The sequence below is a fragment of the Streptomyces jeddahensis genome, from assembly GCF_001642995.1.
GTDB lineage: Bacteria > Actinomycetota > Actinomycetes > Streptomycetales > Streptomycetaceae > Streptomyces > Streptomyces jeddahensis.
Genome location: NZ_LOHS01000136.1, coordinates 1 through 17,275, shown reverse-complemented (window position 1 = coordinate 17,275; position 17,275 = coordinate 1). Strand labels below are relative to the sequence as shown.

At 71.4% G+C, this 17,275-nt stretch carries 13 protein-coding genes and 1 pseudogene; 8 read left to right on the top strand and 6 right to left on the bottom strand.

Features of this window, described 5'->3' with window-relative positions; genetic code table 11:
- Nucleotides 1–730: hypothetical protein (locus STSP_RS30080; protein ID WP_078067619.1), on the top strand; the 730-nt coding region annotated here is incomplete at its 5' end.
- Between the two features lie 60 nt (nucleotides 731–790).
- Here STSP_RS30080 and STSP_RS30075 read toward each other — a convergent pair.
- Together STSP_RS30075 and STSP_RS30070 are read right to left on the bottom strand one after the other, a co-directional pair.
- Nucleotides 791–1,879 (bottom strand): branched-chain amino acid aminotransferase, encoded by a 1,089-nt coding sequence (locus tag STSP_RS30075; RefSeq protein WP_067284162.1) that lies wholly within the window; start codon nucleotides 1,877–1,879, stop codon nucleotides 791–793.
- Nucleotides 1,880–2,126: 247 nt separating this feature from the next.
- Entirely contained in the window at nucleotides 2,127–3,167 is a 1,041-nt protein-coding gene (locus tag STSP_RS30070; RefSeq protein WP_067284161.1) for a 3-isopropylmalate dehydrogenase, read from the bottom strand.
- 198 nt (nucleotides 3,168–3,365) lie between these two features.
- On the opposite strand from STSP_RS30070, the pseudogene STSP_RS30065 reads away from it, so the two are divergent.
- A pseudogene (locus tag STSP_RS30065) lies at nucleotides 3,366–4,953 on the top strand (purple acid phosphatase family protein).
- A gap of 24 nt (nucleotides 4,954–4,977) precedes the next feature.
- Here STSP_RS30065 and STSP_RS40850 read toward each other — a convergent pair.
- The 3 genes from STSP_RS40850 to STSP_RS30055 form a co-directional block, all read right to left on the bottom strand.
- A complete protein-coding gene (locus STSP_RS40850; protein ID WP_258563752.1) occupies nucleotides 4,978–5,109 on the bottom strand; it encodes a hypothetical protein in 132 nt (43 codons plus the stop codon).
- Between the two features lie 377 nt (nucleotides 5,110–5,486).
- The gene (pruA, locus tag STSP_RS30060; protein ID WP_067284160.1) at nucleotides 5,487–7,118 is read right to left on the bottom strand and encodes an L-glutamate gamma-semialdehyde dehydrogenase; all 1,632 of its coding nucleotides are present in this window, start codon (nucleotides 7,116–7,118) and stop codon (nucleotides 5,487–5,489) included.
- A 45-nt stretch (nucleotides 7,119–7,163) separates the two neighbouring features.
- Nucleotides 7,164–8,090, bottom strand: a complete 927-nt coding sequence (locus STSP_RS30055; protein ID WP_067284159.1) for a proline dehydrogenase family protein — start codon at nucleotides 8,088–8,090, stop codon at nucleotides 7,164–7,166.
- 184 nt (nucleotides 8,091–8,274) lie between these two features.
- Here STSP_RS30055 and STSP_RS30050 point away from each other — a divergent pair, with 184 nt between their 5' ends.
- The 5 genes from STSP_RS30050 to STSP_RS30030 all read left to right on the top strand — a co-directional run bounded on the left by STSP_RS30050 (nucleotide 8,275) and on the right by STSP_RS30030 (nucleotide 14,808).
- Entirely contained in the window at nucleotides 8,275–9,489 is a 1,215-nt protein-coding gene (locus tag STSP_RS30050) for a PucR family transcriptional regulator (protein ID WP_067284158.1), read from the top strand.
- A 127-nt stretch (nucleotides 9,490–9,616) separates the two neighbouring features.
- Nucleotides 9,617–11,119 carry an ABC transporter substrate-binding protein gene (locus tag STSP_RS30045; protein WP_067284157.1) on the top strand — a complete coding sequence of 501 codons (1,503 nt, stop codon included), beginning with the start codon at nucleotides 9,617–9,619 and terminating at the stop codon, nucleotides 11,117–11,119.
- Nucleotides 11,119–12,996: an ABC transporter permease subunit gene (locus tag STSP_RS30040; RefSeq protein WP_078067618.1), complete on the top strand. Its 1,878-nt coding sequence runs from the start codon at nucleotides 11,119–11,121 to the stop codon at nucleotides 12,994–12,996. The genes STSP_RS30045 and STSP_RS30040 overlap by 1 nt, the downstream gene beginning before the upstream one ends.
- Nucleotides 12,983–14,113, top strand: coding sequence for an ABC transporter ATP-binding protein (locus STSP_RS30035; protein WP_078067617.1), 1,131 nt, complete (start codon nucleotides 12,983–12,985; stop codon nucleotides 14,111–14,113). The genes STSP_RS30040 and STSP_RS30035 overlap by 14 nt, the downstream gene beginning before the upstream one ends.
- Nucleotides 14,110–14,808 (top strand): ATP-binding cassette domain-containing protein, encoded by a 699-nt coding sequence (locus tag STSP_RS30030; protein WP_198547459.1) that lies wholly within the window; start codon nucleotides 14,110–14,112, stop codon nucleotides 14,806–14,808. Before STSP_RS30035 ends, STSP_RS30030 begins: the two co-directional genes overlap by 4 nt.
- An 18-nt stretch (nucleotides 14,809–14,826) precedes the next feature.
- Here STSP_RS30030 and STSP_RS30025 read toward each other — a convergent pair whose 3' ends face one another.
- Nucleotides 14,827–15,441 (bottom strand): TetR/AcrR family transcriptional regulator, encoded by a 615-nt coding sequence (locus STSP_RS30025; protein ID WP_067284156.1) that lies wholly within the window; start codon nucleotides 15,439–15,441, stop codon nucleotides 14,827–14,829.
- A gap of 97 nt (nucleotides 15,442–15,538) precedes the next feature.
- Between STSP_RS30025 and STSP_RS30020 the strand changes: the two genes are divergently transcribed.
- The gene (locus STSP_RS30020) at nucleotides 15,539–17,086 is read left to right on the top strand and encodes an MFS transporter (protein ID WP_078067616.1); all 1,548 of its coding nucleotides are present in this window, start codon (nucleotides 15,539–15,541) and stop codon (nucleotides 17,084–17,086) included.
- Nucleotides 17,087–17,275 lie beyond the last annotated feature (189 nt).

The window sequence follows — 17,275 nt, the reverse complement described above, 5'->3', positions numbered from 1 at the left end:
GTCCCGCCGGCTGCTCGCCCTGATCGTCGGCGGGTCGGTCGTGGTGGTGGGGCTCGTGGTGCTTCTGGTCACGCTGCTGCGGGGAGGCGGCGGGGGCGACTCCGCCGGCGACACCGTTTCGCCTTCCCCCGGTGACTCGGCCTCCTTGGCGGTGGAGGCCCGGGATCTGGCCGACCGCGTGACCCTGACCCCTGCGGACTGGGGTTCGGGCTTCGCACGGAGTGATCCGTACGAGGACACGTCCCTGGACGAGGTGATGGTGCAGAGCACGTGCAAGCTGGCCGTCCAGAAGCCGCGGCCCGGCACGCTGGCGGCCATGACGCGCACATCCGTGCACAACGAGGACGGTGTGACGGCTGTCGCCGAGACACGGGCCTACGCGGATCAGCCGGCTGCCGAGAAGTTCGTCGCCGACACGAGGGACAGTCTCCACCGCTGCTCGACGCAGACCTACGGCAAGGTTCGCTGGGAGGACGTCCGCGAGGCGGTCGCTCCCGACGTGGAGGGCTTCGACGAGCTGGTGTCCGAGGAAAGCAGACAGGTCACGTACAAGGACGGGTCCAAGGCGAACCTGATCTACATCAGCGTGATGGGGCGGACGGGCCACACCGTGCTCAACGCCTGGGCCGCCGGCCCGCCCGAGACCGAGTCCCGGCTCCGCAAGCTCGTCACGGACGGGCTCCAGCTCATGCGACAGCGTCTGACGTCGGCCACCGGCGCGTACCGGTGACCGCCGCGCCGGACGGCACAGCGGTCACCGGCAGCAGGCGTGCGGCCTGTCGGACGACGCTCAGCCGAGCCGGTGCATCCAGCCGTGCTTGTCCTCGGCGATGCCCCGCTGGATGTCCAGCAGCGCAGTGCGGAGCTTGAGGGTGACCTCGCCCGGTTCGCCGTTGCCCTGGGTCCACTCGCCGCCCTTGGACTTGACCGTGCCGACCGGCGTGATCACGGCGGCGGTGCCGCACGCGAAGACCTCGGTCAGCGTGCCGTTCTCCGTGTCCTCGCGCCACTGGTCGATGGAGACGCGGCCCTCCTCGGACTCGTAGCCGAGGTCACGGGCGACGGAGAGAAGGGAGTCACGGGTGACGCCGGCGAGGAGCGAGCCGGTGAGCGCGGGGGTGATCAGCTTGTTGCCGTACACGAAGTACAGGTTCATGCCGCCCAGTTCCTCGACCCACTTGTGCTCCACGGCGTCGAGGTAGGCGACCTGGTCGCAGCCCTTCTCGGCGGCCTCGGCCTGGGCGAGCAGGGACGCGGCGTAGTTGCCGCCGGTCTTGGCGTCGCCCATGCCGCCGGGGACGGCGCGCACGCGGTCCTCGGACAGCCAGATGGAGACCGGCCTGACGCCGCCGGGGAAGTACGCGCTGGCGGGCGACGCGATGACGATGAAGAGGTACTCGTTGGCGGGCCGCACACCCAGGCCGACCTCGGTCGCGATCATGAACGGCCGCAGGTAGAGCGACTCCTCGCCGCCGTGCGCGGGCACCCACGCCTTGTCCTGCTGGACGAGGGCGTCGCACGCCTCGATGAACGTCTCGACGGGCAGCTCGGGCATGGCGAGACGGCGGGCGGAGGCCTGGAAGCGCTTGGCGTTGGCCTCGGGGCGGAAGGTGGCGACGGAGCCGTCGGGCTGGCGGTACGCCTTGAGGCCCTCGAAGATCTCCTGGGCGTAGTGCAGGGTCATGTTCGCCGGATCGATCGACAGCGGCGCGTACGGCACGAGCTGCCCGTCGTGCCAGCCGCGGCCCTCCGTCCACTTGATCGTCACCATGTGGTCGGTGAAGTAGCGGCCGAACCCGGGGTTGGCCAGGATCGCCTCGCGCTCGGCGTCGGAGAGGGGGTGGGAGGAGGGCTTGAGCTCGATCGTGGGCGTCGTCATGAGTGGTTGTCCTTCACCGTTGGTTGTGACGGACCGCGCTCACGCCTGCACTACCAGTACTAGAACGTCCGAGCTTCCCTGCACACCGCGGTCCCGCCGTCTCGATTATCTCGCGCGGGGGAAGGTGGTCGTGCCGGGCGTGAATGCGGTCCAGGGATCGATGGTGGCACCCGGTGGCCGCATAGGAGAAGCCGCCGGGCGCCCTTGGGCTCCGGCGGCTTCCTTGTATGAAGAGCGAACCGCCGGATCAGCCGGCTACTCGTGCGGCGAGCGCGTCACCGATCTGCTCGGTGGTACGCGGCGTGCCGTCGCGCTCCGCGAGGTCGGCGGAGACGGCGTCCTCGATGCGGGCGGCCTCGGCCTCGTAGCCGAGGTGGCGCAGGAGGAGGGCGACGGACAGGACCGTGGCGGAGGGGTCCGCCTTGCCCTGGCCCGCGATGTCCGGCGCCGAGCCGTGCACGGGCTCGAACATCGACGGGAACTCGCCGGAGGGGTTGATGTTGCCCGAGGCCGCGACACCGATGCCGCCGGAGATCGCCGCGGCGAGGTCGGTGATGATGTCGCCGAAGAGGTTGTCGGTGACGATCACGTCGAAGCGCTCGGGCTGCGTGACGAGGTAGATCGTCGCCGCGTCCACGTGCATGTACTCGGTGGTGACGTCGGGGAACTCCTCGCCCACCTTGTTGAAGATGTCCGTCCACAGGTGACCGGCGTGCACGAGCACATTGTTCTTGTGGACGAGGGCCAGCTTCTTGCGGGGGCGCGCCTGGGCACGGGCGTAGGCGTCGCGGACGACGCGCTCGATGCCGAAGGCGGTGTTGAGGGAGACCTCGGTGGCGACCGCGTGCGGGGTGCCCTTGCGGATCGTGCCGCCGTTGCCCGTGTACGGGCCCTCGGTGCCCTCGCGGACCACGACGAAGTCGATCTCCGGCTGGCCCGCCAGCGGCGTGCCGACACCCGGGAGGAGCTTCGAGGGACGCAGGTTGACGTGGTGGTCGAACGCGAAGCGGAGCTTGAGCAGGAAGCCGCGCTCCAGGACACCGGACGGAACCGAGGGGTCGCCGATCGCGCCGAGCAGGATCGCGTCGTGCTGCTTCAGGGCGTCGAGGTCGGCATCGGTGAGGGTCTCACCGGTGGCGTGGTAGCGCTTGGCGCCGAAGTCGTACTCCTTCGTCTCGAGCTTCACGTCCTGCGGAAGCACGGCGCTGAGGACCTTCAGACCCTGGGCCACGACCTCCTGGCCGATGCCGTCGCCGGGGATCACTGCGAGATTGATGCTTCGAGACATGTCGGTACCGTACTCCTCGTCCCATGCTTTGACACGTAGCGTCCAGCATGCGGACCCTCCTGGGGGCTTCGCCCCCAGACCCCCTTATCGGCCTTGACGGCCTCGTCCTCAAACGCCGGACGGGCTGATGAGTGCCGGACAGGCTTTGTTAACCCCTATGACTGGCCCCTGTTGGTCGTTGCTGGGAAGTTGTCCGCCATGGACACTCCCAACGTCGGCATTCCCGAACAGCTCGCGCGGCGCATGAGCATGCCGGAGCAGCACGAGTATGCGGGCGAAGCTCACGCGGCGCAGGGTTCTGGCGGGGTCGATCGGTACCGCCGGGGCGGCGGGCGGGCTCGGGCTGCTGGCCGGCAGCACGGGGACGGCGTACGGCAGCCGGGCATCGGCCGTACCGCTGGCGCGGTCCGCGACAGCGACGGTGGACGGCTCGCTGGTGGCGCCGTTCGGGCGGCATCTCGCGTTCGGAGCCGATCCGAAGACGCAGATGCGGATCTCCTGGCAGGTGCCGTTCGCGGTCCGGAACCCGTACGTGCGCGTGGGGTTGAAGCCGTGGGAGCTCGACCGGAAGATCGAGGCCGAGGTGCGGGATCTGAACACTCCGGCGCTGTCGTCGAAACTGCCCGCCGTCGACCAGTACTACCTGCACGCCGCCCTGGACGGGCTCAAGCCGGGGACGACGTACTACTACGGCGTCGGCCATGACGGCTTCGACCCGGCGAGCGCCGAGCGGCTCTCCACCCTCGGTTCCTTCCGGACCGCGCCCGCGACGCCCGAGACGTTCGTGTTCACGGCCTTCGGCGACCAGGGCGTGAGCTATGACGCGCTCGCCAACGACCAGCTGATCCTGGGCCAGAACCCGTCCTTCCATCTGCACGCGGGCGACATCTGCTACGCGGACTCCACGGGGCACGGCAAGGACTCGGACACCTACGACGCGCGCGTATGGGACCAGTTCCTCGCGCAGACGGAGTCCGTCGCGAAGTCGGTGCCGTGGATGGTGACCACCGGCAACCACGACATGGAGGCCTGGTACTCCCCCAACGGCTACGGCGGCCAGTCCGCCCGCTGGTCGCTCCCGGAGAACGGCTTCGACCCGAAGAGCGCGCCGGGCGTGTACTCCTTCGTCTACGGCAACGTCGGCGTCGTCGCGCTCGACGCGAACGACGTCTCGTACGAGATCCCCGCCAACAAGGGCTACGCGGAGGGCAGGCAGACCGCCTGGCTGGACCGGCGCCTCGGGGAGCTGCGCGCGTCCTCGGCCGTGGATTTCATCGTGGTGTTCTTCCACCACTGCATGTACTCGACGTCGACGCACGCCTCGGACGGCGGGGTGCGGGACGCCTGGCTGCCGCTGTTCACCAAACACCAGGTGGACCTGGTGATCAATGGCCACAACCATGTGTACGAGCGGACCGACGCGATCAAGGACGGCGAGGTCGGCCGGCCCGTGCCGGTCGGCGCGTCGACCGATCCGACGCGCGACGGCATCGTGTACGTCACGGCGGGCGGCGCGGGCAAGGAGCTGTACGGCTTCCCCGTCGGCGTCGAGGACAGCTACGAGGGCGCGGAGAAGGACCGCGACTCGATCCTCACCTTCCACTGGACGAAGTCACGGCTGCCGGACCCGGACACGGTCGAGTGGTCCCGCGTGCGGTACACCGGCTTCTCGTTCCTCGCGGTGGAGGCGGAGGCGGGTGCGAGCCCGAGGCTCAAGGTCTCCGCGCTCGCCGAGAGCGGCAGGCGCATCGACTACTTCGAGGTCGCGCGCGGAAAGGGTCAGTGACCGGACGGTCCAGTGACGGAAGGGTCAGTGACCCGTCTCGCCGCCGTTGTCCCTGCGGTCGAGGGCTCGCTGCAGGGCGGCGGCGGCGTTCTTGCGCTCGATTTCGCTCGTACGGGAGACGCGGCGGACTCGGCGGACAGGCGTCGCAGTGGCCATGGTGATCGACTCCTTGAGATCACACGGCTCCGGAGCAGCGTCAACAGCTGCGCGGCTCTGGAGAGCGGGGGATTTCGAGACGCCGGAAAGGGGGCGGGGAACCAGGAGCCGCAGGGGTTGCCTGCCCGGTGCTCCGGCTCGCGACCGCATTCGCTCGATCAAGCGACACGTTCGGCTCCTACAAAACTAAGGGAGGACCGCGTGCCTGTCTCCACAATTACTCGGACTTCCTACTATCTGAGACGGACGCCACCCGAAGGCAGGCCCTTCGGCCACTGACCGGCGGTTTTCGGTCACCCCTCGAACGCGGGCCGCCCCCGCCTTCGAGCGGAGCTGCTCGAAAGCGGGGGCGGCGGGCTGCCCTGGTGGCGCGGGCCTCAGCCCATGTGCGGGTAGCCGTACTCCGTCGGCGGGACCAGCGTCTCCTTGATCGCGCGGGTCAGCGTCCAGCGCATCAGGTTCTGCGGGGCGCCCGCCTTGTCGTTCGTGCCGGACGCGCGGCCGCCGCCGAAGGGCTGCTGGCCGACGACGGCGCCGGTCGACTTGTCGTTGATGTAGAAGTTACCCGCGGCGTAGCGGAGCTTGTCCATCGTGTACGCGACGGCGGCGCGGTCGCCTGCGATGACCGAGCCGGTGAGGGCGTAGGCGGACACCGACTCCATCTGGGTCAGCATCTCCTCGTACTTCTCGTCCTCGTAGACGTGGACGGCGAGGAACGGGCCGAAGTACTCGGTCGTGAAGACCTCGTTCTCGGGGTCCGTGCACTCGACGACGGTCGGGCGGACGAAGTAGCCGACCGAGTCGTCGTACGTGCCGCCGGCCACGATCGTGCAGGTGTCGTCGGCCTTGGCGCGGTCGATCGCCGCCTTGTTCTTGGCGAAGGCCCGGTCGTCGATGACGGCGCCGATGAAGTGGGACAGGTCGGTGACGTCGCCCATGGTGAGGCCGTCCACCTCGGCCGCGAACTCCTCCTTGAAGCCGGAGTTCCAGATGGAGGCCGGGATGTAGGCGCGCGAGGTCGCCGAGCACTTCTGGCCCTGGTACTCGAAGGCGCCCCGGGTGAGGGCCGTCTTCAGGACCGCGCGGTCGGCGCTCGGGTGGGCGACGACGAAGTCCTTGCCGCCCGTCTCACCGACGATGCGCGGGTACGAGCGGTACTTCTCGATGTTGTTGCCGACCGTCTTCCACAGATACTGGAAGGTCTTGGTCGAGCCGGTGAAGTGGATGCCCGCGAGGTCGCGGTGCTCGAGCGCCACCTTGGACACCTCAATGCCGTCACCGGTGACGAGGTTGATGACGCCCTTGGGCAGCCCCGCCTCCTCAAGGAGCTCCATGAGAAGGACGGCCGCGTGGGTCTGCGTGGGGGACGGCTTCCAGACCACCACATTGCCCATCAGGGCGGGGGCGGTGGGCAGGTTGCCCGCGATGGCCGAGAAGTTGAACGGCGTGATCGCGTAGACGAAGCCCTCCAGCGGGCGGTGGTCCAGGCGGTTCCACACGCCCGGCGAGTTGGCCGGGGGCTGCTCGGCGAGCAGGTCACGGGCGTACTTCACGTTGAAGCGCCAGAAGTCGATCAGCTCGCACGGGGTGTCGATCTCGGCCTGCTGGGCGGTCTTCGACTGGCCGAGCATCGTGGAGGCGGCCAGCGTCTCGCGCCAGGGGCCCGCCAGCAGGTCGGCGGCGCGCAGGATGATCGCGGCACGGTCGTCGAAGGACATCGCGCGCCAGGCCGGGGCGGCGGCCAGCGCGGCGTCGATCGCGTCCTGCGCGTCCCCCTGCGTGGCGTTGCGGTACGTGCCGAGGACGGCCTTGTGGTTGTGCGGCTGCACGACCTGGAACGGCTCGCCGCCGCCCATCCGCTTCTCGCCGCCGATGGTGCAGGGCAGGTCGATCGGGTTCTCGGCGAGCTCCTTGAGCTTCACCTCGAGCCGGGCGCGCTCGGGCGAACCGGGGGCGTAGCCGTGCACCGGCTCGTTGACGGGAGCGGGGACCTGGGTTACAGCGTCCATGAGTTCCTTGACTCCTTTTGAGTGGTGGGTGGGATCTGCCCTGGATCAGTTCTTGGTGATCATCGAGCGGACGAAGAAGAGCAGGTTGGCCGGCTTCTCTGCGAGGCGCCGCATGAAGTAGCCGTACCAGTCGGTGCCGAAGGCGGTGTAGACGCGCATCCGGTGGCCCTCGGCGGCGAGCCGCAGGTGCTCGTCGCTGCGGATCCCGTACAGCATCTGGAACTCGTACTCGTCCAGCTTGCGCCCTGCGCGGCGCGCGAGCTCCTGTGCGATGGAGATGATGCGCGGGTCGTGGGTCCCGATCATCGGGTAGCCCTCGCCCTCCATGAGGATCTTCAGGATCCGGACGTACGCCTTGTCGATTTCGGCCTTGTTCTGGAACGCGACGGAGGCGGGCTCCTTGTACGCGCCCTTCACCAGCCGGACGCGGCTGCCGGACGCGGCGAGGCGGCGGGCGTCGTCCTCGGTGCGGAACAGGTAGGACTGGATCACGCAGCCCGTGCCCGGGAAGTCCCGGCGCAGCTCCTCGTGGATGGCGAACATCGAGTCGAGGGTGGTGTGGTCCTCGGCGTCCAGGGTGACCGTGGTGCCGATGGCGGCGGCGGCCTCGACGACCGGGCGGACGTTGGCGAGGGCCAGCTCGTGCCCGCCCTCCAGCGCTTGGCCGAACATCGACAGCTTGACGGACATCTCGGCCCTGGTGCCGAGGCCGAGGTCCTTGAGCCGGTCGATCAGCTCGAGGTAGGCGTCGCGGGCGGCGGCGGCCTGCTCGCGGGTCGTGATGTCCTCGCCCACCACGTCGAGGGTGACCTCGAGGCCCTTGGCGGCGGCGTCCTGGACGACCGGGATCACGTCGCCGACGGTCTCTCCGGCGATGAACCGGTCGACGACCTGTTTGGTGCCCGGGGCCGCCGAGACGAAGCGGCGCATCTTGTCGCTGCGCGAGGCGGCGAGGATCACGGGACCCAGCACGGGGCACCTCCACGGAAAGTTATAGACAGGCCGCATACCGGAGAGAGGGGTGATGAAACCCAACGTTCCAGGTACGGCACGGAGAACCACCGTGAAACCTAAGGATCCCTCCGATCGTGATCCATCGACAGCTGTCACGCATCCGTGGCCGAGATCTCAGACAGATGTCTGAAGGGTTCGCGAAATGCGGGAGAATGCCCGGGTGAAGGGCGACTACCAGGAACTGGTCGACGAGATCTCGGCGCTGCTCGGCGCCCCCGCGACACTCGAGAACCGGGACTTCGTCCTGATCGCCTTCGGCGCCCACGACAGCGGCAGCGACTTCGACGCATCCACCCTGGACCCCGTCCGGACCCGGTCGATCCTCACGCGCCGCTCCACCCCGGCGGTCCGCGCCTGGTTCGAGGGGTTCGGGATCGCACGGGCCACGGGTCCGGTGCGCATTCCGCCCGCCCCGGACGCGGGCGTGCACCGCGGCCGCATCTGCCTTCCGGTACGCCATCGGGGGGTCGTCCTGGGATACGTATGGCTGCTGGACGCCGAACCGGGTCCGAGTGGGGAACAGTTGTCCGCCGCGATGGACGTGGCGGCGCGCATCGGCGCGCTGCTCGCGGACGAGGCGCAGGCGGGCGAGGACCTGACGCGGGAGTTCCGTGCGGTGCTGGCGGCCGAGCCCGGCTGGCAGCGCGACATGGCGGTGGCGGCGCTGCGTACGGCGCTGGCGGACCGGGCCGACGTCCTGCACGCGGTGGTGTGCGTGGCACCCTGGCCCTCCGCCGACCCGGCCGATGCGCCCTCGGCCCGGTCGGTGCCGGGCGCGACGGCCCTGTGCACGCTGCCGTGGGGCACTGGGGGCACCTCCCATGCCCGTGAGGCCATGGGGGACGGCCAGTGCCTCGCCCTGTTGATGCGCCTGCGCTCCGCCGACGTCCTCACCCCCGCCGTGACGGCCGCGTCCGGAATGCTGAGCAGGGTCAGGGGTGGCGCCGGTGCCGCGGCGGGTGTGGCGCGGGCCCGGCGCGGCCTCGGCGAGCTGGGCAGCGCATGGCAGGAGGCGTCGGCGGCAGCCCGGGCCGCCCTGGCCGAGCCGCGTCTCGGGCCGGTCGCCGCGTGGGCGTCCATCGGCCCGTACCGGCTGCTGACCGCGCTGCCGCCGGAGGCGGTGCACGACCCCGTCGTACGCGCCTTGCTGGAGCCGGCCCACCGTGAACTGGCCCGCACCGCCGAGGTGTTCCTGGACTGCGCGGGCCAGGCCGGCCGCGCGGCGGCCGAGTTGGGCATCCACCGGCAGACGCTCTACTACCGCCTCTCGCGGGTCGAGAACCTCACGGGCCTCGACCTGGACGACGGCGAGGACCGGCTGCTGCTGCACATGGCGCTGAAGGCTTCGCGGCTTTAGCGCAAAAGGTGCCACCCGCTCCCCACTTGGGCGCCCAGCCCCCGTTAGTGAAAACGATTGTCATCGTGCTACGGTCTGCCCGTCTTTGACCGCCCCTTTGCCTCTTCACCGGGAAGGGTCCACTACCGTGCGCCTGCCAGCCCGTCTCCTGCCCGCCGCTCTCGTCCCCACGGCCGCGCTGCTCACCGGTTGCTTCGCCCCCTCCGGCTCCGGACAGGCGTCGTCGGACGGCGAGAACAGCGGCAAGCGCATACGCGTCGCGATGATGCAGCCGCCGCGCTCCGGTCTGTCCCCGCTCTCTGACGACGCGTTCAAGCTGTCCCGGTGGTCGACCGCGGAGACGCTGGTGACGCTCGACGAGGACGGCGACGCGGAGCCCGCCCTGGCCACCGACTGGAAGCAGTCGGGCAGGACGTGGACCTTCACCATCCGTGACGGCGTCACCTTCCACGACGGCACGAAGCTCACCGCCCAGGCCGTCGTACGGTCGCTGACCGAGGCCGCCGCCGCGTCGCCCAAGCCGCGCATCCTCGACGGCGTCAAGCTGACCGTGAAGGCCGAGGGCGACACCGTCGCCGTCACGACCGCCGCCGAGGACCCGCTCGTGCCGCAGCGGCTGAGCTCCCCTCAGCTGTCGATCCTGTCGGCGAAGGCGTACGAGGGGAAGACCGTCGATCCGGTCGGCACCGGCACCGGCGCCTTCGAGCTCACGGAGGTCAAGGGCACCACGTCGGCGAGGCTCGACCGGTACGACGGCTACTGGGGCGGGAAGGCCAAGGCCCCGGGGATCGACGTGACGTTCGTCCCGGACGGCACCGCGCGGGCCGCCGCCCTGCGCAGCGGCGAGGCCGACGTGGTGGAGGCCGTCCCCGTCTCGCAGGCCGCGCTGGTCGACCAGGACCTGATCACCGAGGTGCCGATGCCACGCACCAACACCCTCTACCTCAACATGGAGAAGGGCGTCTTCAAGGACGCGGGGATGAGGGCGGCCGCGCGCGAGGCGATCGACGCGGAGACCATCGTCAAGGGCGTGTACGAGGGGCGGGCGGACATCGCCGAGGGGCTGCTCGGACCGGCGCTGCCGTGGGCCTCCGGCCTGCGCGACGGCCAGAAGGTGCAGCGGGCGAAGGCGGGCGACCCGGACGGCGCCGCGATCACCATCGGCACCTTCACCGACCGCGCCGAGCTGCCCGAGGTCGCCCAGACCCTGCAACAGCAGTTCCAGAAGGCCGGGTTCAAGGTGAAGCTGGACGTGCGCGAGTACGCCAACATCGAATCGGACGCGCTGGCGGGCGAGTTCGACGCGTTCATCCTGTCGCGGGCGACCGTGCTGGACTCCGGTGACCCGGCCGCGTATCTCTACAGCGACTTCGCGTCGGACGGTTCCTTCAACATCGCGCAGCTCGCCGACGGGAGCGTCGACCGGGCGGTGCGGAAGGCGTCCGAGACCCAGGCGGGCGACGGGCGCCGCCGGGCGGTCATCGAGGCCGAGGCCGCGGTGCTGGCCACGGACGCCGCCGTACCGATGCTGCACGAGCGCGTGATCCAGGGTGATGCGGCGGGCGTCGTGGATGTCGCGCACGATCCGCGTGAGCGCGAGCTGATCACCGTCGACACCTACGTCAAGTGATGGACGCGCCGAACACAAGCTCCGGGCTCCGCGCCCGGGCGCGGGCGCGGGCCGGGCTGCCGACCGGGCTGCGGGCCGGGCTGCGGACCGGGCTCACCCGCGTGGTCTGCCTCGCCCTCGTGCTCGCAGCGGTGGGGCTGCTGCCCTGGCTGTCCGGCAGGGACCCGGCGCTCACGGTGCTGCGGGCCCGGTCCGCCGAGCAGACGGCCACGGCGGAGGCGCTGGACGCGATCCGCGCGGACCTCGGGCTGGACGCGGGCCCCCTTCGTCTGCTGGGCGGCTGGGCGGCCGGGCTGCTGCGCGGCGACCTCGGCACCTCATGGGTCTCGGGCACGGACGTCCTGCCCTCCGTGGTCGCCGGTCTCCAGGTCTCACTCGGTCTGATGGGTGCCGCGTTCGCCGTGGCGCTGCTGATCGGGGCCCTGCTCGTAGCGCCCGTCCTGATACGCGGCAGGGGCACGGCCGGCGCGTTCGCCGCGATGCTCGCCGCACTGCCCGAATTCCTGCTGGCGACCGTGGCGCTGGTGGTGTGCGGCGTGTGGCTCGGCTGGCTGCCGACGTCCGGCTGGCAGGGACCCGCGTACATGGTGCTGCCCGCCGTCGCGCTCGGGGTGCCGGCCGGCGGGCTGCTCGGGCGGCTGGTCGCGGACGCGCTGCCCGCCGTCCTCGAGGAGCGGTGGGCGGAGCTGTGGCGCGGCTCCGGGGTGGGCCGCGCCCGGGTCGCGGCGGCTGCGCTGCGACGCGTACTGCCGCCGCTCGTCCCGCAGTTCGGGATGGTCGCCGTCGGCCTGACCGGTGGCGCGATCGCGGTCGAGACCGTGTTCGCGGTGCCCGGCATCGGCCGTACGGCGCTCGGCGCGGCCAAGTCGCAGGACCTGCCGCTGCTGCAGGGTGCCGTACTGGCGCTGCTCGCGCTCGGGCTCGCGGCGGGTGGGGCGGCCGCGCTGCTGCGGCGCCGGCTGCTCGGTCCCGCGCTGCGCGACGCGGGGCTCACGCTGCCCGCAGCCCGGCCGGTGCGCGTGCACCCGCTGGTACCGGTCCTCCTCGGGACCGTCCTCGCCACCGCCGTCGGCTGGGGGCTGCTGCGCGACCCGTACACGGTGGACACCGCGGCCCGCCTGGCCGCGCCGTCCTGGGCGCATCCGCTGGGCACGGACGGTCTCGGGCGGGACGTGCTGGCACGCCTGGGGCACGGTGCGGCCGCGACCGTCGGCACGGCGGCCGCCGTCTGCCTGGTCAGCTTTCTGCTGGCGCTGTGCCTCGGCTTCCTGCCGCGGTTCACCGAGGGTGCGTCGGACATCGCCAACGCCCTGCCGCCGGTGATCATCGGCATCCTGGTCGCCGCCGTGCTCGGCCCCGGCACGGGCGGCGCCTCGCTCGCCGTCGCCCTCATCTCCTGGCCGCCGCTGGCCGCGCACGCCGCGGCGCTGGTCCAGGAGGTACGCGCCTCCGCGTTCCTCACCGCCCAGAAGGCGATCGGCGCGACCCCGGTGTGGATCCTCACCCGGCACGTCCTGCCCTCGGTGGCCGCGCCGGTGGCCCGCCACGCGGTCCTCCGCCTGCCCGGCATCGCCCTGGCCCTCGCATCCCTCGGCTTCCTCGGACTCGGCGCGCAGCCGCCCGCTCCGGAGTGGGGCCTGCTGCTCGACGAGTCCCGCGCCTACGTGGAGCGCGCCCCGTGGGCGGGCCTGGCCCCGGCGGCCGCGCTGGCCGTGCTGGCGGGCCTGGCGGTGTCGCTGGCCGCGTACGGGGGCGCCCGCCCCGGGCGAGCCCGCTCCCCACGGCCGCGGTCGGCTGCCGTCGGCGGCATCAGAGCACGCGGCGCCCTCACCACGCTCTCCCGAGCCCGGAAGGAGAACTCCTTTGCACCCCGCTGATCCCCTGCTGTCGGTCCGCGGCCTGCGCATCGCCTTCGGGCCTCTCGAGGCGGTACGCGGGCTGTCCTTCGACGTAGGCGACGGGGAAGTCCTCGCGCTCGTCGGCGAGTCGGGCGCCGGGAAGTCCCTGACCGCGCGCGCCCTGCTGGGCATGCTTCCGCGCGAGGCGACGGCGGCGGGGAGTGTGCGGTTGCGCGGCGAGGCCGCCGAGCTGGTCGGCGCGCGCCGCCCGGTGTACGCGCGGCTGTGGGGCCGCCGGATCGCCCTCGTCCCCCAGGACGCCCTTTCCGCGCTGTCGCCCGTCCACCCGGTGGGCGACCAGCTCGCCGCCGCCGTCCGGTCCGTGCGGGGCGTCTCGCGCAGCCAGGCGCGGGCCAGGGCCGTCGCCGCCCTGGAGCAGGTCGGGATCGCGGACGCGGGGCGCAGGGCGCGGGCGTATCCGCACGAGTTCTCCGGGGGCATGCGGCAGCGCGCCGTCATCGCGATGGCCATGATCAACGAACCGGAGCTCGTGGTCGCCGACGAGCCCACGACCGCTCTCGACCCGGACACCCAACGGCACGTTCTCGAACTGCTGGCCAGGCGGCGCGAGGAGACGGGCGCGTCCCTCGTCCTGGTCACCCACGACCTCGCGGCCGTCGAGGAGCACGCCGACCGGATGCTGGTGATGTACGCGGGAAGGGCGGCCGAATCAGGCCCGGTGGACGAGGTGTTCGCCCGGCCCCGGGCCCCGTATACGGCCGGACTGCTCGCCTCGCTCCCGCCGGACGCGCCTCTGCCGGCGGGTGGACGTAGCCGCCGTCTCCCGGCGATCGCCGGAGCCCCGCCCACGCTCGCCGAACTGCCCGCCGGCTGCGCGTTCGCGCCTCGCTGCCCCCTGGCCGAACGAGCCGAACAGGCCCGTGCCGAAGGGGCCGAACGGGCCGAACGGGCTGAACGCGCTGAACAGGCCGAAGGAGCCGAGCTCGCCCGACGGGCCGAACCGGCCGGCGACGACCGCTGCCGCACGGAGCTGCCGGAGCCGCAGCGGCTCGGCGACGGCCGGCGCGAGGTGGCCTGCCACCGATGGAGTGAACTCCCCGACCGCCCTGCCGAGTTGTTCCTGGAGCATGTGTGAGCCCTGTCAGCCCAGCAGACGCGCTGCTCGCGGTGCGCGACCTGGTCGTCCGCTACGGCTCGTTCGTCGCCGTCGACCACGTGTCGTTCGACATCGCCGCCGGTGAGACCCTCGCCCTAGTCGGGCCCTCGGGCTGCGGCAAGTCCTCGACGGCCGCCGCCGTGCTGCAGCTGCGCCGGCCCGACGGCGGAGAGGTGTGGTTCGACGGCCGGGAACTCACGGCCCTGGACGAGCGCGCCCTGCGGCCGCTGCGCCCGGCGATGCAGCCGGTCTTCCAGGACCCGTACGGATCTTTGAGCCCGCGCTGCCGTGTCCGGGACGCCGTGGCGGAACCCCTGCGGGTCCAGGGCCGCTGGGATGCCGAGCGCGGGCCTGCCCGGGTGGCCGAGCTGCTCGACCTGGTCGGGCTCGACCCGGCGTACGGCGACCGGCGGCCGCACGAGCTGTCCGGCGGCCAGTGCCAGCGCGCCGGCATCGCACGCGCCCTCGCGGGCGAGCCCAGGCTGCTCGTCCTCGACGAACCGGTCTCGGCACTCGACCCGTCACTCCGCGCCGGCGTGCTCAACCTCCTCGCCGACCTGCAGGAACGCCTCGGCCTCGGCTATCTCTTCATCTGCCACGACATGGCGGTCGTACGGCACTTCTCGGACCGGGTGGTCGAGATGCGGGACGGGAAGATCGTGGACGAGCGCTGACGCCGTGCCCACTACGCGTCAGCTGTCCCCCGTGCTCTGATCCGCCGGTGCCGTCGATGCCGCCTCGATCACCCGTCGCAGCCCCTCGGTGAGCTGATCGGCGTCCGTTGCCGACTCCGGATCGAAGAGCCACTGCACCATGAGGCCGCAGAGGATCGTGTGGTAGAAGCGGCCCTCGGAGTTCACGGTCTGATCGTCGAGTTCGTCCTCGGGGCGGCCGCTGAACATCGGGACGAGCCCCGACCGCCCGTACTGCAGCGCCTTGTTGACGATCTCGCGCGCCTCCGGCATGCGGTCGGCCTGCAGGATGAACTCCAGGTTGAGCATCCAGATGGCACGTGACTCGGGGAACGTGCGGATGACGTTCCCCCACATCTCCCGGAACCGTTCCAGCGAGCCCGCCGGAGCCCCGCCCTCGCCCGCCAGCGCCTCCTCGCCGAAGGAGTCGCCGACGTCCTCGATCAGCGCGATGAACGCCTGCGCGAGCAGCGCGTCCTTCGACCCGTAGTGGTAGCCGATCGACCCGAGGTTGGTCCCGGACTCCTTGACGATGTCGCGCGCCGTCGTGCGCGCAAAGCCCTTCTCCAGCAGGCATCGCTTCGCGCCTTCGAGCAGATCCTCGCGGTGTCCCATGCGGGCCAGCCTATCGCCGGCACATACAAGCGTCCTACACCCCCGTCTTATACGTTTGTTCTAGACAGACGTTTAAGACGTGCGTACAGTCCTGCCCATGACGAACCCAACGGGCACCACCGATGCCCCCAACTCCCTCGCAGGGCACCGCGAATGGACCGCTCTCTGGGTCCTGATGCTTCCGCTCCTGCTCGTCTCCATGGACGTCTCCGTCCTCTACTTCGCCGTCCCGGCGATCAGCGCCGACCTCGAACCCAGCGGCACGCAACAGCTGTGGATCTTCGACATCTACGGCTTCGTCCTCGCCGGACTGCTCATGACGATGGGGTCCCTCGGCGACCGCATCGGCCGGCGCAGGCTGTTACTGCTGGGCGCCGCGGCCTTCGGCGCGGCCTCACTCGTCGCGGCGTACGCGAACAGCGCCGAGACCCTGATCGCGGCCCGCGCGGTCCTCGGCGTCGGCGGCGCGACGTTGATGCCGTCCACGATGGCGCTCGTCCGCACGATGTTCGCCGACCCGGCCCAGCGCACGAAGGCGATCGGCATCTGGTCGGGCGTGATGACCGGGGGTGTCGCGCTGGGTTCCGTGATGAGCGGCGTCCTCGTCGAGCACTTCTGGTGGGGCTCGGTCTTCCTGGTCAACCTGCCCGCGATGGCGCTCCTGCTGGTCGTCGGCCCGCTCCTGCTCCCGGAGTCCAAGAACCCCGAGCCGGGCCGCTTCGACCTGCTGAGCGTGCCGCTGTCGATGGCCGCCGTGCTGCCGGTGATCTACGGCCTCAAGGAGATCCCGTCCAGGGGCTTCGAGCCTCTCTACGTCGTGTCCCTCGCCGTGGGCCTCGTCTTCGCCGCCCTCTTCGCGCGCCGCCAGCGCACCTCCGCGTCACCGATGATCTCTCCCGCGCTGTTCCGTGGGCGGGGCTTCGGCTCCGCCGTCGTCCTGAACCTCGTCGCCGCCTTCGGGATGATGGGTTCGGCGTACTTCACCACCCAGTACCTGCAGTCGGTGCTCGGCAAGAGCGCCCTGGAGGCCGCGCTCTGGGCGCTGCTCCCCTCGGTCCTCATCGGCTTCGCCGCACCGGTGGCCGCACAGCTGGTGCAGCGGGGCGTGCACCGCGCCCACGTCGTCTCGGCGGGCTTCGTCACCGCCGCGTGCGGATACGGCCTGCTTGCCCTGGCCGGTACGGACTCGATGTGGCTGGTGCTCGCGGGGGCGGGCGTCCTCGCCTGCGGGATCGTCACCGTAATGTCCCAGCTGACCGATCTGGCGCTGGGCGCCGCCCCCGTCGAGAAGGCGGGCGCCGCGTCCTCGCTCCTCGAGACGGGGCAGGAGTTCGGCGGTGCCCTGGGGATGGCCCTGCTGGGGTCCATCGGCGCGGCGGTCTACCGTCACGGCGTCCCGGACGGCGCCCCGGACGCCGCGCACGAGACGCTGGGCGGCGCCCTGGCCGTCGCCCAGCAGCTGCCCGCGGGAGCGGCCGACGCCATGGTGGCCGCGGCCCGGGAGGCGTTCACCAGCGGGATGCAGGCGGCGGCGGTTGCGGCGACTGTGCTTCTGCTTGGTGCGGCGGTCCTGGCGGCAGCGGTGCTTCGCCGGGTGCGGGATGCCGGGGTCCCGGCGCCCAAGGGGGAGACGGTGCCGGTGTGAGGGTGCGAGGCGTTTGATCCCCCACCCCGCCCCTTCCCGAAACCATGGGGCTTCGCCCCCTGGACCCCGTTGATCGGCGGCTCCGCCGCCTCGTCCTCAAGCGCCGGACGGGCTGAAAAATTCAGCCCCTCCGGCGCTTGAGGAGCGGGGGTCCGGGGGCTGGCCCCTGGTTACGGGAAGGGGCGGGGT